21 protein-coding genes are annotated in these 19,031 nt (G+C 73.3%); 8 read left to right on the top strand and 13 right to left on the bottom strand.

What is annotated here, in order from left to right:
• Positions 1-36: 36 nt before the first annotated feature.
• On the top strand, positions 37-705 hold the full coding sequence (locus tag ACZ7G1_RS24290; protein ID WP_470875587.1) for a TetR/AcrR family transcriptional regulator: 669 nt from the start codon (positions 37-39) through the stop codon (positions 703-705).
• Here the strand turns inward: ACZ7G1_RS24290 and ACZ7G1_RS24285 are convergent.
• The 4 genes from ACZ7G1_RS24285 to ACZ7G1_RS24270 form a co-directional block, all read right to left on the bottom strand.
• A complete protein-coding gene (locus tag ACZ7G1_RS24285) occupies positions 655-1,440 on the bottom strand; it encodes a TetR family transcriptional regulator (RefSeq protein WP_470875589.1) in 786 nt (261 codons plus the stop codon). The genes ACZ7G1_RS24290 and ACZ7G1_RS24285 overlap by 51 nt on opposite strands.
• A 214-nt stretch (positions 1,441-1,654) precedes the next feature.
• Entirely contained in the window at positions 1,655-2,572 is a 918-nt protein-coding gene (locus tag ACZ7G1_RS24280; RefSeq protein WP_470875590.1) for a DMT family transporter, read from the bottom strand.
• A gap of 88 nt (positions 2,573-2,660) precedes the next feature.
• A complete protein-coding gene (locus tag ACZ7G1_RS24275; protein ID WP_470875591.1) occupies positions 2,661-3,356 on the bottom strand; it encodes an ArsR/SmtB family transcription factor in 696 nt (231 codons plus the stop codon).
• 59 nt (positions 3,357-3,415) lie between these two features.
• Positions 3,416-4,066 (bottom strand): TetR/AcrR family transcriptional regulator, encoded by a 651-nt coding sequence (locus ACZ7G1_RS24270; protein ID WP_470875592.1) that lies wholly within the window; start codon positions 4,064-4,066, stop codon positions 3,416-3,418.
• A 69-nt stretch (positions 4,067-4,135) separates the two neighbouring features.
• On the opposite strand from ACZ7G1_RS24270, the gene ACZ7G1_RS24265 reads away from it, so the two are divergent.
• The 3 genes from ACZ7G1_RS24265 to ACZ7G1_RS24255 all read left to right on the top strand — a co-directional run bounded on the left by ACZ7G1_RS24265 (position 4,136) and on the right by ACZ7G1_RS24255 (position 6,363).
• A complete protein-coding gene (locus ACZ7G1_RS24265) occupies positions 4,136-5,287 on the top strand; it encodes an acyl-CoA dehydrogenase family protein (protein WP_470875594.1) in 1,152 nt (383 codons plus the stop codon).
• Positions 5,288-5,348: 61 nt separating this feature from the next.
• Positions 5,349-5,636, top strand: a complete 288-nt coding sequence (locus ACZ7G1_RS24260) for a YiaA/YiaB family inner membrane protein (RefSeq protein ID WP_470875596.1) — start codon at positions 5,349-5,351, stop codon at positions 5,634-5,636.
• A 100-nt stretch (positions 5,637-5,736) separates the two neighbouring features.
• The gene (locus ACZ7G1_RS24255; RefSeq protein ID WP_470875598.1) at positions 5,737-6,363 is read left to right on the top strand and encodes a TetR/AcrR family transcriptional regulator; all 627 of its coding nucleotides are present in this window, start codon (positions 5,737-5,739) and stop codon (positions 6,361-6,363) included.
• Here the strand turns inward: ACZ7G1_RS24255 and ACZ7G1_RS24250 are convergent.
• Positions 6,354-6,815 (bottom strand): MaoC family dehydratase, encoded by a 462-nt coding sequence (locus ACZ7G1_RS24250; RefSeq protein WP_116161833.1) that lies wholly within the window; start codon positions 6,813-6,815, stop codon positions 6,354-6,356. The genes ACZ7G1_RS24255 and ACZ7G1_RS24250 overlap by 10 nt on opposite strands.
• Before the next feature lie 175 nt (positions 6,816-6,990).
• On the opposite strand from ACZ7G1_RS24250, the gene soxR reads away from it, so the two are divergent.
• Complete coding sequence (gene soxR, locus ACZ7G1_RS24245) at positions 6,991-7,485, top strand: redox-sensitive transcriptional activator SoxR (protein ID WP_470875599.1); 495 nt, start codon at positions 6,991-6,993, stop codon at positions 7,483-7,485.
• 50 nt (positions 7,486-7,535) lie between these two features.
• Here soxR and ACZ7G1_RS24240 read toward each other — a convergent pair whose 3' ends face one another.
• The 4 genes from ACZ7G1_RS24240 to ACZ7G1_RS24225 form a co-directional block, all read right to left on the bottom strand.
• On the bottom strand, positions 7,536-8,288 hold the full coding sequence (locus ACZ7G1_RS24240) for a 3-keto-5-aminohexanoate cleavage protein (RefSeq protein WP_470875601.1): 753 nt from the start codon (positions 8,286-8,288) through the stop codon (positions 7,536-7,538).
• Complete coding sequence (locus ACZ7G1_RS24235) at positions 8,285-8,899, bottom strand: hypothetical protein (RefSeq protein ID WP_470875603.1); 615 nt, start codon at positions 8,897-8,899, stop codon at positions 8,285-8,287. Before ACZ7G1_RS24235 ends, ACZ7G1_RS24240 begins: the two co-directional genes overlap by 4 nt.
• 90 nt (positions 8,900-8,989) lie before the next feature.
• On the bottom strand, positions 8,990-10,228 hold the full coding sequence (locus tag ACZ7G1_RS24230) for a serine-threonine protein kinase (RefSeq protein WP_470875605.1): 1,239 nt from the start codon (positions 10,226-10,228) through the stop codon (positions 8,990-8,992).
• A gap of 123 nt (positions 10,229-10,351) precedes the next feature.
• On the bottom strand, positions 10,352-11,599 hold the full coding sequence (locus ACZ7G1_RS24225; protein WP_470875607.1) for an exo-beta-N-acetylmuramidase NamZ family protein: 1,248 nt from the start codon (positions 11,597-11,599) through the stop codon (positions 10,352-10,354).
• A gap of 139 nt (positions 11,600-11,738) precedes the next feature.
• Here ACZ7G1_RS24225 and ACZ7G1_RS24220 point away from each other — a divergent pair, with 139 nt between their 5' ends.
• Positions 11,739-12,548 (top strand): SDR family oxidoreductase, encoded by an 810-nt coding sequence (locus ACZ7G1_RS24220; protein WP_470875608.1) that lies wholly within the window; start codon positions 11,739-11,741, stop codon positions 12,546-12,548.
• A gap of 100 nt (positions 12,549-12,648) precedes the next feature.
• Positions 12,649-13,242 (top strand): TetR/AcrR family transcriptional regulator, encoded by a 594-nt coding sequence (locus tag ACZ7G1_RS24215; protein WP_470875609.1) that lies wholly within the window; start codon positions 12,649-12,651, stop codon positions 13,240-13,242.
• Between the two features lie 18 nt (positions 13,243-13,260).
• On the opposite strand, the gene ACZ7G1_RS24210 is transcribed toward ACZ7G1_RS24215, so the two are convergent.
• Together ACZ7G1_RS24210 and ACZ7G1_RS24205 are read right to left on the bottom strand one after the other, a co-directional pair.
• Complete coding sequence (locus tag ACZ7G1_RS24210) at positions 13,261-14,475, bottom strand: acyl-CoA dehydrogenase family protein (protein ID WP_470875611.1); 1,215 nt, start codon at positions 14,473-14,475, stop codon at positions 13,261-13,263.
• Positions 14,476-14,481: 6 nt separating this feature from the next.
• Complete coding sequence (locus ACZ7G1_RS24205; RefSeq protein WP_470875613.1) at positions 14,482-15,504, bottom strand: phosphotransferase; 1,023 nt, start codon at positions 15,502-15,504, stop codon at positions 14,482-14,484.
• Between the two features lie 131 nt (positions 15,505-15,635).
• Between ACZ7G1_RS24205 and ACZ7G1_RS24200 the strand changes: the two genes are divergently transcribed.
• The gene (locus ACZ7G1_RS24200) at positions 15,636-16,919 is read left to right on the top strand and encodes an enolase C-terminal domain-like protein (RefSeq protein WP_470875615.1); all 1,284 of its coding nucleotides are present in this window, start codon (positions 15,636-15,638) and stop codon (positions 16,917-16,919) included.
• 67 nt (positions 16,920-16,986) lie between these two features.
• Here the strand turns inward: ACZ7G1_RS24200 and ACZ7G1_RS24195 are convergent, their stop codons facing one another.
• Together ACZ7G1_RS24195 and ACZ7G1_RS24190 are read right to left on the bottom strand one after the other, a co-directional pair.
• A complete protein-coding gene (locus tag ACZ7G1_RS24195) occupies positions 16,987-17,625 on the bottom strand; it encodes a LuxR C-terminal-related transcriptional regulator (protein ID WP_470875844.1) in 639 nt (212 codons plus the stop codon).
• Entirely contained in the window at positions 17,622-18,884 is a 1,263-nt protein-coding gene (locus ACZ7G1_RS24190; RefSeq protein ID WP_470875617.1) for a sensor histidine kinase, read from the bottom strand. Before ACZ7G1_RS24190 ends, ACZ7G1_RS24195 begins: the two co-directional genes overlap by 4 nt.
• Positions 18,885-19,031: the final 147 nt, after the last annotated feature.

Raw genomic sequence — 19,031 nt, 5'->3', positions numbered from 1 at the left:
GTGTCCACTTGTTCCCGGGGGAAGTAAGGTCGGTCCATGAGCGAGGACGAGCAGCGCGGACGTGGAGCCGCCTCCGTGCACCCGGTCGGCGGGCTCCTGGGGGATCTGCAGGCCGCGGACGAGCAGCCGGTCGCCCCGCGGCGACGGGCGGACGCGGAGCGCAACCGCGCCCAGATCCTGACCGCGGCCGAGCGGCTCTTCGCCGAACAGGACCCGCGCACGGTCACCATGGACCGGATCGCCAAGGCCGCGGGCGTGGGCCGCGCCACCCTGTACCGGAGCTTCCCCGACCCGTCCTCGGTCGCCGTGGCGCTGCTCGACGAGCACGAGCGCCGGCTCCAGGGGCAGCTCATCTACGGCCCGCCGCCCCTGGGCCCCGGCGCGCCCGCGGGGGAGCGGCTCGCCGCCTTCTACCTCGCCATGCTCGATCTGCTGGAGCGTCATCTCCCGCTGGCGCTCGGGGCGGAGACCGGCCCCGCGCGGTTCCGGACCGGCGCCTACGGCTTCTGGCGCGTGCACGTCCGCACGCTGCTCGTGGCCCACGGGGTCCGCGACCCGGACCCGCTGATCGACATCGCGCTCAGCCCGCTGTCACCCGAGCTCTTCAGCTTCCAGCGGCACGAACTCGGCCTGTCGGCCGAGCGGATCGGCCGCTCACTGACGGCCTTCGCCCGCCGACTCCTTGAGACCGGCGACGGGGACTGACGGCCCGCCCGCCGCGCCCGGCTCCCCGTGCCCGGCGGCGGAGCCGTACGACCGCGTGCCCGGGTGCACCAGACCCGGCAGGATCAACTCCCAGATGCGACCGAGCCGTTCCTCGGCCGGGCCCCACAGCGCGCCGCTCTCCACGGCCCGGCGCGGCGTCGCGTCCCCGGCGGGGCCGCGCTCCGGCGGCCAGGGGGTGTCGCCGGCGGCGTTCGGGCAGCGCATCTCCAGCTCGACCCCCGTGATCACATAGCCGATCAGCGCCGCGACGGCCGTCGCGTCCACCCCGGGACGCAGCGCGTTCTCCGCCGCCGCGTAGCGGGCCAGCCGGGCCACCTCGCGCCGCCAGGGGCAGTCCCGCGACGGGCCGGAACCGGGAGCGTGCAGCTCGCGCGCGAGCCGCTCCCCGGCCCGGGCCATGTGGTCGGTCTCGAAGAGCCGGATCAGCGCGTGCGTGGTGATCACCAGCTTGTCGATGGCGGTGCCGCCCACCCCCTCCGTGGACAGGCACGCCGACTCGACCGTGTACCGGGTGACCGCGCGCGCCCGGCCCCGTACCTCCGTCGCCAGGTCGGGCTTGGTCGCGAAGTGGAAGACCAGGGCGCCGGTGGTCACCCGGGCCTCGCCGGCGATCCGGGCCAGCGACGCCCGCTCGTAGCCGAGGCTGTCGAAGACCCTGGCCGCCGACGAGAGGATCTCCCGTCTCGTCCGCTCCGCCCGCTGCTGAATCGCCATGAGCTCCCCCGTCGGCTCTCCGGAAGGTGGCGGACCGCAGACTTCCGGCCCGCGCCTGTGACCGAGACGAAACTATCCGGCCGGGCGGCGACGAAACGTGCCTTCTCGCCCGTCCGGCCGAAACTGGGGCTTGACGGGCATCTCCCCTCCAGGTCGTGGACGCCCAGGGGCCGTCGGACCCCCGCGAACTGACCGGAACCCTGGGTATCGACTGTCAGGTGGATTCGGCCGTTCCGGCGGCGGAGGAAGCCCGCGGCCGGGAGCGGGATACGGCCACACCGGCCAGGCACAGCGCGCCGCCCGCGAGCGTCAGCGGCGCCGGCAGCTCCCCCAGGAACCCCCAGGCGAGCAGCACCACGAGCGCCGGCACGGCGTACGTCGTCGCGCCCATCCGGCCCGCGGTCGTACGCGCCAGGGCATACGCCCAGGTCGTGAACGCCAGCGCGGTCGGGAACACCCCCAGGTAGACCATGTTCAGGGTCGCCGAGAGCGGCGCCCGCCCCGCCTCCTCGACCAGCTGCCCGGCGAACGGCAGACAGGCCACCGTCCCCACCAGACACCCGAACGTCGTCACCTGGAGCGCGCTGCCGTGCGCCAGCGCCGGCTTCTGCGCCACCACGCCGCCCGCGTACGCGATCGCCGCGAGCAGACAGAGCACGACCCCCAGCACCGAGGCGTGCTCGCCCGACGACGAGGCCGACATCGACAGGCCCACGGCCACCGCGCCCGCGAAGGACACCCCCATGCCGGCGAGCAGCCGGGGCGGCAGCGACTCCTTCAGGAACCGCGCGCCGAGGAGCGCGATCAGGATCGGCCCGATGTTCACCACCATCGCGGCCGTGCCCGCGTCGACCTCCTGCTCGCCCCAGTTGAGCACCACCATGTACACCCCGAACCAGAGCAGCCCGGACACCACGATCCCCGGCCAGGCCGCCCGGGGCGGCAGCCCCTCGCGCCGCACGAGCAGCACCGCCCCCAGGACCAGGGCCCCGGCGAGCAGCCGGCCGAGCGCGAGCGCGCCGGGGGAGTAGGCCGCCCCCGCGCTGCGGATGGAGACGAACGCGGAGGCCCACAGGACCACGGTCACACCGGCGGCGACGAGCGCGAGCCGTGCGGAGGATTCCTTCTGCATGGCTCGACCGTAGGGCGTGAACCCTTCGGCGCTCACCGCAATATCGCCGGGGCCCGGAACCGTACGGCCCCGGCTCCCCGCTGCCGGGTCACCGCAGCGCCGCCGGGGCGATGCCCAGGGACGCGTACAGCGCGGACTCGCCCTCGGCGGTCACCTTCACGGCCCGTTCGGACCCGATCCGTACGCACCACCCGGCGTCGAGCGCGTGCCGGCAGAGCGCGGCGCCCGCGACCCCGGCGAGGTGCGGCCGCCGCTCGGTCCAGTCGAGACAGCCCCGTGCCACGGGCCGCCGCCCCTTCCGTACGAGGGCGATGCCCCGCTCGTCGAACCAGGCGAGGCCCCGGTCCGTGAGCGCGAAACCGGTGTCCTGGCGCAGCAGTCCGCGCTCGGTCAGCGCGTCCGTGATGGCGATGCCGAGCCGCCCGGCCAGATGGTCGTAGCAGGTGCGGCCGCGGGCCATCGCCTCCCCGGCGCTCGCCTCGCGCAGCGAGCGCGGCGGCCGGGGCACTTCGGGCTCGGACCGGGCGGCCAGGTCCTCGACGAGGTGCGCGATCCCGGGGTCGGCGAGCCGTACGTACCGGTGCCTGCCCTGCCGTTCCTCGGCGAGCACCCCGCCCGCGACCAGCTTCCCGAGGTGCTCGCTGGCGGTGGACGGCGCCACCCCGGCGTGCCGGGCGAGCTCGCCCGCCGTCCAGGCCCTCCCGTCGAGCAGGGCGAGCAGGAACGCGGCGCGGCTCTCGTCCGCGAAGAGCGCCGCGAGCGCGGCGAGATCACTGGCTGCCATGCCCCCAGCCTGCCGCACCCACCCTTCGGCGGCGGCCGAATCGTGACCGGCGACGGGACTCAGTCCCGCTTGCCGCCCCGTGTCTCGTACTGGGCCGTGAGGCCGTCGAGGAGGGCGCGCAGGCCGGTGTCGAAGGCGCGTTCGTCGACTTTCTGGCGGTGTTCGGCGAGGAGGTGGGCCTGGCCGAGGTGGGGGTAGTCGGCGGGGTCGTAGGCGGTCTCGTCGTCGACGAAGCCGCGGGCGAAGGAGCCGAGGGCGGAGCCGGTGACGAAGTAGCGCATGAGGGCGCCGATGGAGGTGGCCTGGGCGGGCGGCCAGCCGGCGCGGACCATGGCGCCGAAGACGGCGTCGGCGACGCGGAGGCCCGCCGGGCGGCGGCCGGGGCCCTGGGCGAGGACCGGGACGATGTGCGGGTGGTCGGCGAGGGCGGCGCGGTAGGAGACCGCCCAGTCGTGGAGCGCGGTCCGCCAGTCCCGGCCGTCGTCCTCCTCGAACATCGACAGGTCGATCTTGGCGCTGACGGCGTCGGCGACCGCGTCGAGGATCTCGTCCTTCGTGCGGAAGTGGTTGTAGAGCGAGGGCCCGCTCACCCCGAGTTCGGCGGCGAGCCTGCGGGTGGAGAGGGCGGCGAGGCCCTCCGCGTCGACCAGTGCTCCCGCCGTCTCGACGATGCGGTCTCGGCTGAGGAGGGGCTTGCGCGGTCGGGCCATGGCGCACATAGTAGGCCTGCGCTAGAAAACTAGCAGTGGTAATTAAATGCTTGGACGAGGTGGTGCGCGGTGGATCTGGCGCTGAGCGAGGAGCAGGAAGCCGTACGGCGGCTCGCCGAGGACTTCGTCGCACGTGAGGTCACCCCCCACGTCGTCGCCTGGGACCGCGCCGAGGAGGTCGACCGGGCGATCGTGAAGAAGCTCGGCGCCGTCGGCTTCCTCGGCCTCACCATCCCGGAGGAGTACGGCGGCTCCGGCGGCGACCACCTCGCGTACTGCCTCGTCACCGAGGAGCTCGGCCGCGGCGACTCCTCCGTGCGCGGCATCGTCTCCGTCTCCCTCGGCCTCGTCGCCAAGACGATCGCCTCCTGGGGGAACGAGGAGCAGCAGCGCGAGTGGCTGCCCCGGCTCGCCTCAGGCGAGGCGCTCGGCTGCTTCGGCCTCACCGAACCGGGCACCGGCTCCGACGCCGGGAACCTCGCCACCCGGGCGGTCAGGGACGGCGACGACTACGTCGTCAACGGCAGCAAGATGTTCATCACCAACGGCACCTGGGCCGACGTCGTCCTCCTCTTCGCCCGCACCGGCGACACCCCGGGCCACAAGGGCGTCTCCGCCTTCCTCGTCCCCACCGACACCCCCGGCCTCACCCGCCGCGCCATCCACGGCAAGCTCGGCCTCCGCGGCCAGGCGACCGCCGAACTGGTCCTGGAGGACGTCCGCGTCCCCGCCTCCGCGATGCTCGGCCCCGAGGGCAAGGGCTTCTCCGTCGCCATGTCCGCCCTGGCCAAGGGCCGCATGTCGGTCGCCGCCGGCTGCGTCGGCATCGCGCAGGCCGCGCTCGACGCCGCCGTCCGGTACGCGGGGGAGCGCGAGCAGTTCGGCAAGCCCATCGCCTCCTACCAGCTCGTCCAGGAGCTGATCAGCGACATCGCCGTCGACGTGGACGCCGCCCGGCTGCTCACCTGGCGGGTCGCCGACCTGATCGACCGCGGCCTGGACTTCGCCACCGCCGCCTCCAAGGCCAAGCTGTACGCCTCCGAGGCGGCCGTCCGCGCCGCCAACAACGCCCTCCAGGTCTTCGGCGGCTACGGCTACATCGACGAGTACCCCGTCGGCAAGCTGCTGCGCGACGCCCGCGTCATGACCCTGTACGAAGGCACCAGCCAGATCCAGAAGCTCATCATCGGCCGCGCGCTGACCGGGGTCTCGGCCTTCTGAGTACGTCCCTGAGTACGCGGACGGATGTGGCACGTGCCACATCCGTCCGATGCTGTCCGGCATGAGCGACACACCGGTCAAGCAGCAGAACACCGCCGCCTACTACATGCAGGCCGTCATCTCCTTCGGGATCGCCATCGCCGCCGTGGCCATCGGGATCTACCAGCTCGAAGCCAGCGCCTGGGTGCGGGCCTTCCTCGCGGTCTCCGTGCTCTACCTCACCACCTCGGCCTTCACCCTCGCCAAGGTCGTCCGCGACCGCCAGGAGGCCGGCCAGATCGTCAGCCGGGTCGACCAGGCCCGCCTGGAGAAGCTCCTCGCCGAGCACGACCCCTTCCAGAAGCTCTGAGGGGCACGAGCGCGAGCCCCCGGCGGCCCCGGAGATCTAAGCGCTTGCTCACCCTCGTTGTATGGTGTTCGTCCTGACGGGGTCCGAGAAGGAGTGTGGGATGAGCGTGGCGGAGGAGACGCCCGGGGGCGAGGACATGCCCTGGGGCGAGGTCACGCCCGAGGCGGCCCGGCGGCTGCTGGTGGCCGCCGTGGAGGCCTTCGCCGAGCGCGGGTACCACGCCACCACCACCCGGGACATCGCCGGCCGCGCCGGCATGAGCCCGGCCGCGCTCTACATCCACTACAAGACCAAGGAAGAGCTGCTCCACCGGATCAGCCGCATCGGCCACGACAAGGCCCTGGAGATCCTCCGGGCCGCGGCCGCCGGTGACGGCACCGCCGCCGAGCGCCTCGCCGACGCCGTCCGCTCCTTCGTCCGCTGGCACGCCGAGCGCCACACCACCGCGCGGGTCGTCCAGTACGAGCTCGACGCCCTCGGCACCGAGCACCGCGCCGAGATCGTGGAACTGCGCCGCGAGTCCGAGGCCGTGATCCGCCGCATCATCAACGAGGGCGTGGCGGCCGGCGAGTTCGAGGTGGCGGACGTGCCCGGCACCACGGTCGCCGTGCTCTCCCTCTGCATCGACGTCTCGCGCTGGTTCAACGCGCAGGGCCGCCAGACGGCCGACGAGGTCGGCGCGCTCTACGCCGACCTCGTCCTCCGCATGGTCGGAGCTCAGAAGTAGTACCGGGAGACCGACTCGGCCACGCACACCGGCTTCTCCGAGCCCTCGCGCTCCACGGTCACCGCCGCCGTCACCTGCACGCCGCCGCCCGCCTCCTCGACCTTGGTGAGGACGGCCGTGGCGCGCAGCCGCGAGCCGACCGGCACCGGGGCGGGGAAACGGACCTTCTCCGTGCCGTAGTTGAGGCCCATCTTCATGCCCTCGACCCGCAGCACCTGCGGCACGAACAGCGGCAGCAGCGACAGCGTCAGATAGCCGTGCGCGATCGTCGAGCCGAACGGACCGGTGGCGGCGCGCTCCGGGTCCACGTGGATCCACTGGTGGTCGCCCGTCGCCTCGGCGAAGAGGTCGATCCGCTTCTGGTCGATCTCCAGCCAGTCGCTGTGCCCCAGCTGCTCGCCGACCCCCGCGCGCAGCTCCTCTGCGGAGGTGAAGATCCTCGGCTCGGCCATGTTCGTGTCCCTTCTGGTACGGCATACCCAACGGTCGGTATCTAAGCGCTTGCTCAGCATGTGGGGTGAGGGGGCCCCTGTCAACGGCCCCCGGGCCCCGGACCAGGGCGACCGGGCCCCGGACCAGGACCACCGGGCCAACGGCCCCCGCCCGCGCCCCAGTAGGGTTCACGGGGTGCCGCAGATTCCAGAGAAGATCCACGAGCTCACCGTCGGCCAGCTCTCCGCGCGCAGCGGAGCCGCCGTCTCCGCCCTGCACTTCTACGAGGCGAAGGGGCTCATCAGCAGTCGCCGCACCACCGGAAACCAGCGCCGCTACTCCCGCGACACCCTCCGCCGCGTCGCCTTCGTGCGGGCCGCGCAGCGCGTCGGCATCCCCCTCGCCACGATCCGCCAGGCACTCGCCCAGCTCCCCGAGGAACGCACCCCCACCAACGAGGACTGGGCCCGGCTCTCCGCCGCCTGGCGCACCGAACTCGACGAGCGCATCAAGCAACTCGGCCGCCTCCGCGACCACCTCACCGACTGCATCGGCTGCGGCTGTCTCTCCCTGGAGACCTGCGTCCTCTCCAACCCCGACGACGTCTTCGGCGAGCGCATGTCCGGCTCCCGCCTCCTCCCCCTCCGCCGCCCCGCGGACGCCGAAGCCGAAGCCGAAGCCGACGCCTAGGCCGGCCCGGCCCGGCCCGAGGGACCAGGACCCTCACCACCCTCGGGCCCTCACCACCCTCTGGCCGTCGCCACCAGCTCGGCGTTCGAGCGCGCCGGCCTGCCGTCCGGCAGACACAGCGTGTCCTCCAGGCCGATCCGGCCGTGGAGACCGAGGCGCCGGGCCAGGCGCAGCACCGGCCACGCGCCGCCGTCCACGCCGTGCAGCAGAAGCGGCACCCCGGGCGGGGGCTCGATCTCGGCGAGCAGTTCCAGGGCCGAGGTCACGGCGTCGGCGGCCGTCGGGGGGTGCGCCCGCGCCCGTACGCGTACGACCCGGCGGGCCAGCGGGGAGCGGGCGAAGCGGGCCGGGCCGTCCGTGCCGGACCGGAGGGCCGCCTCGACACCGACACCGCGCCCGAGGAGCGCCGCCGCGAGCCGCTCGGCGTCCGGTTCGTGCCAGTCGACCGAGACGAGGTCGGGGAGGAGCGTCCAGGACCCGATCCGCTCCAGGCGGCGTTCCCTGTCGGGCTCGGCGGCCAGAGCCGTCGCGACCCGTACGGTCCCGCCCGCCGGCGCACCCGTGCCGGGCTCCGGTCCGGCGCGACCCGCCCCCAGCGCCGTCCGAAGGGACGTCAGGAGAGGCGTGAGCACGCGGGGCGACAGCGAGGTGCCGCCGCAGGGCGTGCGGGGGTGGGCGCGGACCTCGTGGGCGCCCGCGGCCACCGCGGAGGCGGCGGACGCGGCGAGGGACGCGGGGGACATCGGGACGGCCGCCGAATCACCGGGCCCGCGGGCCCCGTTGAGGCAGACCTGGAGTCTCACGCCGCCGAGGCGAGCGGGTGGCGGCGGTCGCCGCGGGCCTTGGCCAGGGCGCTCGACGTGAGGACGGTACGGGGGACGCCGACGCCGCAGTCGCCGCAGACGGGGCCGAGCCAGGGTTCGTACGTGTCGTCGGGGCCAGCCCATTCGATGCGGGGCCCGGAGCAGACCGGGCAGGCGTCGCCCGGTCCGTTCTCCAGGGCGGTGATGAGCCGCCGGAGCACGTCGGGGAGCGGGTCCGAGGGGTGGACGGCCGGATCGCCGCAGCGGACGACGCCGTTCCCGCCCCAGACGCGGCGGTGCCAGTCGTCGAGGGCGCCGAGCCCGCGCAGGCCCTCGTGCTTCTCGCGCCGCCGCCGGGCGGCGAACTCCTCCTCGTACGCGAGCCACACGGCCCGCGCCTCCTCCAGCTCGTCGAGGGCGGCCACCAGCCGCCCCGGGTCGAGCTCCCGGTCCTCGGGCCCGAATCTGTGCCTGTTGCACAGATGGTCCCAGGTCGCCCGGTGCCCGTACGGCGCGAACCTCTCCAGGCACTTGCGCAGGGAGTACCTGCGCAGTGCCGTGTCGCACCCCGGATCACGCACCTGTCTCGCGAGACTCCGGAAACCGGCCATCTCCCGCCACCTCCGCCGCTGGACCTTCCGCGATATCAGAGGGACGAACGAGCGGGCCGCGATGTTCCATCGAAATACGGATGGCTTCCATCAGCGGGGCGGGACCCGGCCCGTTCCGGACGCCGACACCACCACCCGGGCCAGCTCAGGGCGGATGATGTCGCTGTGCGAGCGGACCACCGCCGCCGCGTCGACGCTCACACAGCCGACCGGCGGCACGCCGTCGCGGAGGACCGCCTCCAGGGTCAGTTCCGCCGTCCCCGGCACCGCCCGCACCCCGTCGTGCCCGATCGCCTGCCACCGCGGGTCGTCCCCGCCGAGCAGCGCGGTCTGGGGCCCGCGGAACGACGAGGAGTCGCCCGCCAGCCGGGACGCCAGCGGGTACATCGTGCCGAGCGCCGAGTCGTGCCGCGAGTAGCAGGCCACCACCGGGCCCCGCACCCGGTACTGCGCGTCCCGCAGCGAGCCGGACCGGCGGGCGTCGTGCGGCAGCCGGGACGCGAAGGCGTAGTGCGAGAAGGCGCCTTGAAGGAGGGTCACGGAGGCGACGGGCCGGGCCCCGGCGGGCAGGCCCCGCAGCGCGTACGCCACCAGCCGGGCGCCCATGCTGTGCCCCACCAGATGGACGCGGAGACCGGGGGCGGCGCGGGCGACCTCGCCGAGCAGCGGGCCGAGCCCGTGCTCGCCGACGTGTCCGGCCCGCTTCTTCATCACGTAGTACGTCGCCTGCCGCAGCGCCTCCCGGCCGCCCTTCCAGTACCGCTTGAGCCCCTCGCCGAACCCCTCGGCGGAACCGGCTCCCTCAAGGGAACCCTCGCTCTCCAGCGCCTCCGTGAACGCCGCGCACACCTCCACCGGATCGGCGACCAGGAACTCCGGCACCGTCCCGCGCGCGCCGGTGGCGGACGGCGGGGACGGGTCGGGGACGTCCGCAAGGTCGCGGAGCAGGGCGCCGAACTCGGCGAAGGCGGCCTCGTCGGCCGGGGCGGAGGCGAGGAGTTCGGTGAGGCGGCCGATGACCGGTTCCTTCTCCGGGAGGACCGTCACCAGGGCCCGGTAGTCGGGCACGGGCTCGCCGGAGAAGAGCATCGAGGGCCAGATCAGGCCCGCGTAGCCGGCCTCGACGCCGGGGGCGAGGAGGCCGGGGAAGGGGGCGAGGAAGTCCGAGCAGAGGCGGGTGGCGCCGGACGGGGAGTTGTTCCACCCGTGCGCGAACACCACCAGGTCGGTGAGCCCTTGCCGGGCCAGCGCGGCGAGGGACGCGGACTGTCCCGCGGGCCCTTCGCCGTCCTTGTCGAAGGTGATTTCCCGGTACGGTTCCACACTCATCCCGGTCACGGCCCGACCGTCCCTCCACGTCGAGGCGGGCCGCCATGCCGTGGGCGCGCGCGTGCGCGGGCGGCGGCTCCACGGCCAGCATGCCCGCGCGGAGCCCCGTCCAGACGTCGCGCGTCAGCGGTACAGCAGGTATTCCTCGCGCACCGCCCGGAAGGCCGCCAGGTCCGCCGCCCACACGCCGACGACCTCGTCGACGCCCGCGCCCGCGTCGATCAGGGTCCGTACCCGCGTCGAGCCGGTCAGCTTGTCGATCCAGTGGTCCGGGCGCCAGGCGAAGCCCGCCCAGGAGGCGCGGGCGGTGACGAGGAGCCCGACGCCGGTCCGTACCGGGTCGAAGGACGCGCGGTCGTGGACGTGCAGCTGGACCCCGCCGACGGTCTTGCCCTGGAACTTGGAGAAGGTCGGCGCGAAGTACGCCTCGCGGAAGCGGACGCCGGGCAGGCCGAGGGCGTCGGCGGCCTCCGCCCAGCGGCGGTCGACGCCTTCCGCGCCGAGGAGTTCGAAGGGGCGGGTGGTGCCCCGGCCCTCGGACAGGTTCGTCCCCTCGAAGAGGCAGGTGCCGGAGTAGACGAGCGCGGTGTCCGGCGTCGGCATGTTGGGGCTCGGCGGCACCCAGGGCAGTCCGGTCGCGTCGAAGAACTCCGCGCGCCGCCACCCCGTCATCCGTACGGTCTCCAGCGGCACCGGCGTCGCCAGGAACTCGCCGTTGAACAGCAGGGCCAGCTCGGCCACCGTCATGCCGTGCGCCTGCGCGATCGGCTCGCGCCCCACGAAGGTGGCGAACGCCCGGTCGAGGACGGGCCCGAGGGCCGCGCGCCCGGTCACCGGGTTCGGCCGGTCCAGGACCACGAACCGCTTCCCGGCGAGCGCGGCGGCCGCCATGCAGTCGTACAGCGTCCAGATGTACGTGTAGAAGCGCGCGCCGACGTCCTGGATGTCGAAGACGACGGTGTCGACGCCGGAGGCGGTGAAGACGTCGGCCAGCGGCTGCCCGCTCTTCAGGTACGTGTCGTAGACGGGCAGTCCGGTGGCCAGGTCGTCGTACCGTCCTTCGGAGCCGCCGGCCTGCGCGGTACCGCGGAAGCCGTGTTCGGGGCCGAAGACGGCGACCAGGTCGACCCGCTCGTCGGCGGCCATCACGTCGACGACGTGCCGGGCGTCCCGGGTGATCCCGGTCGGGTTGGTGACGATCCCGACCCGCTCGCCGGCCAGCGGGGCGTAGCCGTCCGCCGCGAGCCGCTCGAAGCCGGTGCGGACCCGGCCGTGGCCCGCCGGGGCGCCGGCCCACGCGGCGGGGGCGGACGCCGCCACGGCGCCGAGGGCCCCTCCGGCGGCCAGCAGACTCCGTCGCGACAGACCCATGGAACCTCCTCGGGGTGACATGAGCACGCACGCTAGCGCTCCTGACCGCGCCGGGGAACGAGGCGTGCAGAACGGGTCTTCCGCCACTCCATACCGACTGGTTAGTCTGTCCGGGAATCCACAGCCGAGAGGTGGGCCCATGACCGAGGGCAGCGAAACGAACGCGGACGCGCGCACGGCGGCCGACGAGCTCCGGGGCGCCGGAGTCGTCGTCACCGGAGCCGGCGGCGGCATCGGAGCCGCCCTGGCCCGCCGCTTCGCCGCCGAAGGCGCCAGGGTCGTCGTGAACGACCTCGACCCCGTCCGCGCCAAGGCCGTCGCCGAGGAGATCGGCGCCGTCGCCGTCCCCGGCGACGCCTCCGCCGTCGTCGACGAGGCCAGGGAGGCCCTCGACGGCACCGTCGACGTGTGGTGCGCCAACGCCGGCCTCTCCTCGCCCGGCGACGCCTTCGCCGACGAGGAGGTCTGGGCCGCCGCCTGGGACGTCAACGTCATGGCCCACGTCCGCGCCGCCCGCGCCCTCCTCCCGGAGTGGCTGGAGCGCGGCAGCGGCCGGTTCGTCTCCACCGTGTCCGCCGCCGGACTGCTCACCATGATCGGCGCGGCGCCGTACAGCGTCTCCAAGCACGGCGCGTACGCCTTCGCCGAATGGCTCTCCCTCACCTACCGCCACCGCGGCCTGCACGTCCACGCCATCTGCCCGCAGGGCGTCCGTACGGACATGCTGACCGCCGCGGGAACGGCCGGCGAGCTCGTCCTCGCGCCCACCGCCATCGAGCCGGAGGACGTCGCCGACGCCCTCCTCGACGCCATCGCCGCCGACCGCTTCCTCGTCCTGCCCCACCCCGAGGTCGCCGGCTACTACCGCAACCGCGCCACCGACCCGGAGCGCTGGCTCGGCACCATGAACCACGTCCAGCGGACCTGGGAGACGGGCACCCGCAGGTGACCGCCCCGGCGGATGGGAAGATCTACGGAGGGGAACGGCGTTCCCCGGCCCGGGGCGACCACGGATGACCACGGGCGATCGCGAAGGAAGGCGGCGGAGCATGGCCAGGACGACGGACGAGAGCGGTGCGCCCGTCCCCCAGAGGCTGCTCGCCGCCGCCACCCGGCTCTTCGCCGAGCAGGGCTACGACCGCACCTCCGTCCAGGAGATCGTCGAGGCCGCCGGGGTCACCAAGGGCGCGCTCTACCACTACTTCGGTTCCAAGGAGGACCTCCTCCAGGAGGTCTACTCCCGGGTCCTGCGCCTCCAGCAGGAGCGGCTCGACGCCTTCGCCGACGCCGACGCCCCCATCGAGGACCGGCTGCGCTCCGCCGCCGCCGACGTCGTCGTCACCACCATCGAGAACCTCGACGACGCCGCCATCTTCTTCCGGTCCATGCACCACCTCAGCCCGGAGAAGAACAAGCAGGTCCGCGCCGAACGCCGCCGCTACCACGAGCGGTTCCGCGCCCTGGTCGAAGAGGGCCAGCGCTCCGGCGTCTTCTCCTCGGCGACCCCCGCCGACCTGGTCGTCGACTACCACTTCGGCTCGGTGCACCACCTCTCCACCTGGTACCGCCCCGACGGCCCGCTCACCCCCGAGGAGGTCGCCGGACACCTCGCCGACCTCCTCCTCCGCGCCCTCCGCCCCTGACCCGCCGCCGGCGCGGCCCTACAGGTACTTCTTCAGCTCCCGGCGCGCCAGCGAGCGCTGGTGCACCTCGTCGGGCCCGTCCGCGAGCTTCAGGGTCCGCGCCGCCGCCCAGAGCTCGGCGAGCGGGAAGTCCTGGGAGACGCCACCGGCGCCGTGCGCCTGAACGGCCTTGTCGATGATGTCGACCACCGCGCGCGGGGTCGCGATCTTGATGGCCTGGATCTCCGTGTGGGCACCCCGGTTGCCGACGGTGTCCATGAGCCAGGCCGTCTTGAGGACGAGCAGCCGCAGCTGCTCGATCGTGACCCGGGCGTCCGCGATCCAGTTCTGCACCACGCCCTGCTGCGCGAGCGCCTTGCCGAAGGCCGTACGGGAGACGGCGCGGCGGCACATCAGCTCGACGGCCCGCTCCGCCATGCCGATCAGGCGCATGCAGTGGTGGATGCGGCCGGGGCCGAGCCGGGCCTGGGCGATGGCGAAACCGCCGCCCTCCTCGCCGATGAGGTGCGCGGCCGGCACGCGGACGTTCTCGAACAGCACCTCGGCGTGGCCGCCGTGGGAGTGGTCCTCGTACCCGTACACCCGCATCGCCCGCCGCACCCGGACGCCGGGGGTGTCCCGGGGCACCAGGATCATCGACTGCTGGCGGCGGGGGTCGGAGCCGTCCGGGTCCGTCTTGCCCATGACGATGAAGATCCGGCAGTCCGGGTTCATGGCCCCGGAGATGTACCACTTCCGTCCGTCGACCACGTACTGGTCGCCGTCCCGCCGGATGCGGGTCTCGATGTTGGTGGCGTCCGAGGAGGCCACCTCCGGCTCCGTCATCGCGAACGCCGAGCGGATCTCGCCCGCGAGCAGCGGCTCCAGCCACTGCTTCTTCTGCGCCTCGTCGCCGAACTGGGCGAGCAGCTCCATGTTCCCGGTGTCGGGCGCCGCGCAGTTGAGCGCGGTCGGGGCGAGGTGCGGGCTGCGGCCGGTGATCTCGGCGAGCGGCGCGTACTGGAGGTTCGTCAGCCCCGCCCCGTACTCCGCGTCCGGCAGGAAGAGGTTCCACAGCCCCTGCCGCTTGGCCTCCGCCTTGAGCTCCTCGACCACCGGCGGGTTCTCCCACGGCGAGGCGAGCCCGGCGCGCTGCTCCTCGGCGACCGCCTCCGCCGGGTACACGTGCTCGTCCATGAAGGCGAGCAGCCTGGCCCGCAGCTCCTCGGTGCGTGCGTCGTACGCGAAGTCCATGACGGATCAGCCTTCCTGAAGGGTCGTGAGGCCGTGCTCGATGAAGACCGGGACGAGTTCGCCGATGCGGTCGAAACCCGCGCCGACCGTCTGCCCCAGGGTGAAGCGGTAGTGGATGCCCTCCAGGATCACGGCCAGCTTGAACCAGGCGAAGGCCGTGTACCAGGCGAGGGCCGAGGTGTCGCGCCCCGAACGGACCGCGTAGCGCTCGACCAGCTCGGCGACGCCCGGATGCCCTGGTGCCGTCGCGGTCGTGGAGATCGGCGAGTCCGGCAGGTCGAGCGGCGTGCTGTACATCGCCAGCAGCCCTAGATCGGTCAGCGGGTCCCCGAGGGTGGACATCTCCCAGTCCAGGACCGCCTTGATGCGGTCGTCCTCGCCGATCAGGACGTTGTCGAGGCGGTAGTCCCCGTGGATCACCGTCGGCGCCGGCGACTCCGGCAGCGAGCGTCCGAGCGCCGCGTGCAACTCGTCGATCCCGGCCAGCTCCCGCCCCCGCGAGGCGTCCAGCTGCTTCCCCCACCGCCGCAGCTGCCGGTCCAGGAACCCCTCGGGCCGCCCGAAGTCCCCGAGACCCACGGCCTCCGGATCGACCGCGTGCAGCTCCACCAGCGTGTCGACCAGCCCCATGACGGCCGCCCGGGTCCGCTCGGCCCCCAGGGGGGCGAGCTCGTCCGCCGAGCGGTACGGCTTCCCCTCCACGAACTCCATGACGTAGAACGGCGCCCCGAGCACGGCCTCGTCCTCGCACAGCAGCACCGTCCCGGGCACCGGCACCCCGGTCCCGGACAGCGCGCTGATCACCCGGTGCTCCCGGCGCATGTCGTGTGCGGTCGCGAGCACGTGCCCCAACGGCGGCCTCCGCACCACCCAGCGCCCGGTCCCGTCGCTCACCACGTACGTCAGGTTCGACCGCCCTCCCTCGATCAGCCGGCCGTCGAGCGGCCCGGTCACCAGGCCGGGCCGCTCGCGGTCGAGGAAGCGGCGCAGCTCTTCGGGGTCCAGTCCTGGCAGCGGGGCGGAGCTCATCGGTGGGTACCTCCGGGTCGGCTTCGATCGGCGTTCATGATGACCGACCAGTCGGTATGTCGTCCAGAGGGGTGTGGGCAATCACCTCGCCCCTCTATCCCTCCCGCCCCATCCGTGAATACGATTCACATATGGGATCCGATCCGAAGCTGATCATCGACGAAGTCCGCGTCACCCCGATCCTCATCTCCGACCCGCCCCTCCTCAACACCCAGGGCGTCCACCAGCCCTACACCCCACGCCTGGTGATCGAAGTCCTCACCAGAGGAGGCGAGACCGGCCTCGGCGAAACCTACGGCGACCCCGTCTACCTCGACCTCGCCCGCTCCCTCGCCGCGTCCCTCCCCGGCCACCCGGTCACCCACATGAACACCCTCTTCACCCTCGCCCAGCACCTCCCCACACCCCCTCCGCCTGCCTCGGCCGGCGTCGACGCCCCCGGCCTCCGTGGCGTCCACACCGCCGAGAAGCTCCGCCTCTCCGTCGTCTCCGCCTTCGAGACGGCCTTCCTGGACGCCCTGGGCAAAACGGTCGGCCTGCCCGTCCACGCCCTCCTCGGTGGCAAGGTGCGCGACTCGGTGGAGTACAGCGCGTACCTCTTCTACCGGTGGGCGGAGCATCCGAGCGCCCACGCGGGCGTCGACCCGCCGGCCGACGACTGGGGCGCGGCACTCGACCCCGCCGGCATCGTCGCCCAGGCGCGCCGCTTCGAGCGCCTGCACGGCTTCCGCTCCTTCAAGCTCAAGGGCGGCGTCTTCCCGCCCGAGGAGGAGATCGCCGCGATCCGCGCCCTCGCCGACGCCTTCCCGGGCCGCCCCCTCCGCCTCGACCCCAACGGCGCCTGGTCCGTCGGCACCTCTCTCGCCGTCGCGCGTGAACTGAAGGACGTCCTGGAGTACTTGGAGGACCCGGCGACCGGAACGGACGCGATGGCGGCGGTCGCGGCCGGCACGGACGTACCGCTCGCCACGAACATGTGCGTCACGACCTTCGACGAGGTCCCCGAGGCCTTCGCGAAGGGAGCGGTACGGATCGTCCTCTGCGACCACCACTACTGGGGCGGCCTCCACCGCACCCGCGAACTGGCCGCGCTCTGCCGCACGTACGGCATCGGCCTCTCCATGCACTCCAACACCCACCTGGGCATCAGCCTCGCCGCCATGACCCACGTCGCGGCCACCCTCCCCGACCTCCACCACGCCTGCGACACGCACTACCCCTGGCAGACCGAGGACGTCGTCACCCCCCGCCCCCACTTCGACGCCGGCCACGTCCGGGTCCCCGACACCCCGGGACTCGGCATCCACCTCGACCGTCCCGCCCTCACCGCCCTCCACGACCGCTACCTCACCCTCCCCGCCGCCTACCGCACCCGCGACGACACCTCCCCCCTCCGCACCCCGGACCGGTGGTGACGCCCGGTAGCCAAGGCGTGTCCGGCCTTGCATTTCTCGCGGTCGAAGCCGGCTTGCGGCTCCATGCTCATTGCCGACCTCTCAGGTACGTGAGAACGGCCTGGACACGCCGGTTGGTGTCGTTACTGACCGGCAGGTTCAGCTTGGCCAGCAGGCTGCCGATGTGTTTACCCACACCTGCCTCGGTCAGGGTGAGGATGTGGGCGATCGCCGCGTTCGAATGCCCCTCGGCGATCAACGCGAGCACCTGACGCTCCCGCGGCGACAGGTGACGGAGCGGATCCCGCTGCCGCTGCATCAACTGCCGCACCACCTCGGGGTCGACGACCGTACCGCCGGCGGCCACCCGCCGCAGCATCTCCGCGAACTCGGCGATGTCGCCCACCCGGTCTTTGAGCAGGTACCCAACGGCCCGTCCCTGGCCCGAAGCGAGCAGTTCGTCAGCGTAGCTGTGCTGCACGTACTGGCTCAGCGCCACCACCGCCAAGCCGGGGTCGGCGTCGCGCAACGCCACTGCGGCGCGCAGGCCCTCGTCGGTGAATCCGGGTGGCATGCGTACGTCGGTGACCACCAGGCGGGGCCTGGTCCGCTGCACCGCCTCCACCAGCCCGTCGGCGTCACCGACCGCGGCCAGGACCTCGAAACCGAACCGGGGCAGCAGTCCGATCAGCCCCTCACGGAGCAGGACCGAGTCTTCGGCGATCACCACGTGCACGGCAGCTCCACCCGCACGATCGTCGGCCCACCGACCGGGCTGGAGATCAGCAGCCGGCCCCCGGCCGCCGCCGTGCGGTCGGCCAGACCGGTCAGGCCCGTACCTCCCGACGGGTCCGCCCCGCCGCGTCCGTCGTCACGCACCTGCACGGTCAGTATGCCGCCCGAACGCCGGACCCTCACCGCGGCCCCGCCGGCGGCCCCGTGCTTGACCGCGTTGGCCAGTGCCTCCGACACCGCCGCGAACGCAACCGTCTCCACCCCTGGCGGGAAGCGACCCGGGTCGGCGTCCACCTCGACCTCCAGCGGGCTGCCCGCGGCCAGTTCCTCGATCGCGACGCGCAGCCCCAGCTCACGGAGCGTTCGCGGACTGATCCCCCGGATCAGATCCCGCAGTTCGACCATCAACGCCATGGCGTGGTCGTGCGCCAGGGCCACCGGCGCCTTCGCCGGAGAGTCCGCCGGCAGGTCCAGCTTGGCCACACTGAGTTGCATGGTCAGGCTCACCAACCGCTGCTGAGCGATGTCGTGCAGGTCTCGCTCGATCCGGTGGCGCTCGGCGTCGAACGCGTCCGCCAGCCGCGTCCGCGACCGTGCCACCTCGACCAGTTCGGCCACAGCCGGGTCCGGCTCGGCGCACAGCAGCAACCGGGCGAGCCCGGCATGCGCACCACTGAACGTCGCGGTCAGGTACGGCAGCGCCTGGAGCAGCAGCAGCCCGAGTGCGGCCCGCCCGACCACGCCGCCCACCGGTGCCGCGGCCGCCAGCTGATGATGCACCGCAATCGGTGTGGAGACCACCACCAGGCCGGCGACCGCCAGTACCCCCAGCCACAGCGGCGCGATCACCGCCAGCAGCAGCAGGTACGCAACCGCACGCCAGGCAGCCGGATCGGTGTAGACGCCGTTGCTGGGTCGCGACACGACCGGCCCGTCGTCGGCCAGCCGCAACCGCCACCGCTCCACGGCCGCCACCGCAAGGGCCAGCCACGGCCCCACCAGCGCGAGGAGGCTCACGCCGAGCAGACCGAGCGCGATCGCGGCCAGTGCATACCAGCCCGTGTCGATCCCCTCGTTCATGAGTACTGCCACGGCCAGCACCAGGGGAGCAGACAGACAGCTCAGCACGAGCCAGACAAGGCCCGACACCACTGCCGTCGTTGCGGCGTACACCGCCCCGCGCCATGGCCACGCCGAGACCAGGAACCGGGGTCTCATCATCGCCCTGAGCAGGGTGTCGGCCGAGGTCATGGGCCCCAGGCTAGGTGCACCCGGTCGGCCCGAGCCAGGACGCTGGGGCGAGTCCTGCGGTAGGGCCAGCCCTACCTTTCCGCCGGTGGTGCCAGACCTACCCCGGGAGTAGGTCCAGCGGGCTGTCAGCGGTTGCCGACAGCCGCC

It is taken from the genome of Streptomyces sp. NPDC037273 (assembly GCF_055603625.1).
This window is presented reverse-complemented; position numbering and strand designations above follow the sequence as displayed.

Excerpts from the sequence above, each read along its gene's own strand:
- ACZ7G1_RS24290 (WP_470875587.1), top strand. The coding sequence starts at position 37 with ATGAGCGAGGACGAGCAGCGCGGACGTGGAGCCGCCTCCGTGCACCCG.
- ACZ7G1_RS24285 (WP_470875589.1), bottom strand. The coding sequence starts at position 1,440 with ATGGCGATTCAGCAGCGGGCGGAGCGGACGAGACGGGAGATCCTCTCG.
- ACZ7G1_RS24280 (WP_470875590.1), bottom strand. The coding sequence starts at position 2,572 with ATGCAGAAGGAATCCTCCGCACGGCTCGCGCTCGTCGCCGCCGGTGTG.
- ACZ7G1_RS24275 (WP_470875591.1), bottom strand. The coding sequence starts at position 3,356 with ATGGCAGCCAGTGATCTCGCCGCGCTCGCGGCGCTCTTCGCGGACGAG.
- ACZ7G1_RS24270 (WP_470875592.1), bottom strand. The coding sequence starts at position 4,066 with ATGGCCCGACCGCGCAAGCCCCTCCTCAGCCGAGACCGCATCGTCGAG.
- ACZ7G1_RS24260 (WP_470875596.1), top strand. The coding sequence starts at position 5,349 with ATGAGCGACACACCGGTCAAGCAGCAGAACACCGCCGCCTACTACATG.
- ACZ7G1_RS24255 (WP_470875598.1), top strand. The coding sequence starts at position 5,737 with ATGAGCGTGGCGGAGGAGACGCCCGGGGGCGAGGACATGCCCTGGGGC.
- ACZ7G1_RS24250 (WP_116161833.1), bottom strand. The coding sequence starts at position 6,815 with ATGGCCGAGCCGAGGATCTTCACCTCCGCAGAGGAGCTGCGCGCGGGG.
- ACZ7G1_RS24235 (WP_470875603.1), bottom strand. The coding sequence starts at position 8,899 with ATGGCCGGTTTCCGGAGTCTCGCGAGACAGGTGCGTGATCCGGGGTGC.
- ACZ7G1_RS24230 (WP_470875605.1), bottom strand. The coding sequence starts at position 10,228 with ATGAGTGTGGAACCGTACCGGGAAATCACCTTCGACAAGGACGGCGAA.
- ACZ7G1_RS24225 (WP_470875607.1), bottom strand. The coding sequence starts at position 11,599 with ATGGGTCTGTCGCGACGGAGTCTGCTGGCCGCCGGAGGGGCCCTCGGC.
- ACZ7G1_RS24220 (WP_470875608.1), top strand. The coding sequence starts at position 11,739 with ATGACCGAGGGCAGCGAAACGAACGCGGACGCGCGCACGGCGGCCGAC.
- ACZ7G1_RS24215 (WP_470875609.1), top strand. The coding sequence starts at position 12,649 with ATGGCCAGGACGACGGACGAGAGCGGTGCGCCCGTCCCCCAGAGGCTG.
- ACZ7G1_RS24210 (WP_470875611.1), bottom strand. The coding sequence starts at position 14,475 with ATGGACTTCGCGTACGACGCACGCACCGAGGAGCTGCGGGCCAGGCTG.
- ACZ7G1_RS24205 (WP_470875613.1), bottom strand. The coding sequence starts at position 15,504 with ATGAGCTCCGCCCCGCTGCCAGGACTGGACCCCGAAGAGCTGCGCCGC.
- ACZ7G1_RS24200 (WP_470875615.1), top strand. The coding sequence starts at position 15,636 with ATGGGATCCGATCCGAAGCTGATCATCGACGAAGTCCGCGTCACCCCG.
- ACZ7G1_RS24190 (WP_470875617.1), bottom strand. The coding sequence starts at position 18,884 with ATGACCTCGGCCGACACCCTGCTCAGGGCGATGATGAGACCCCGGTTC.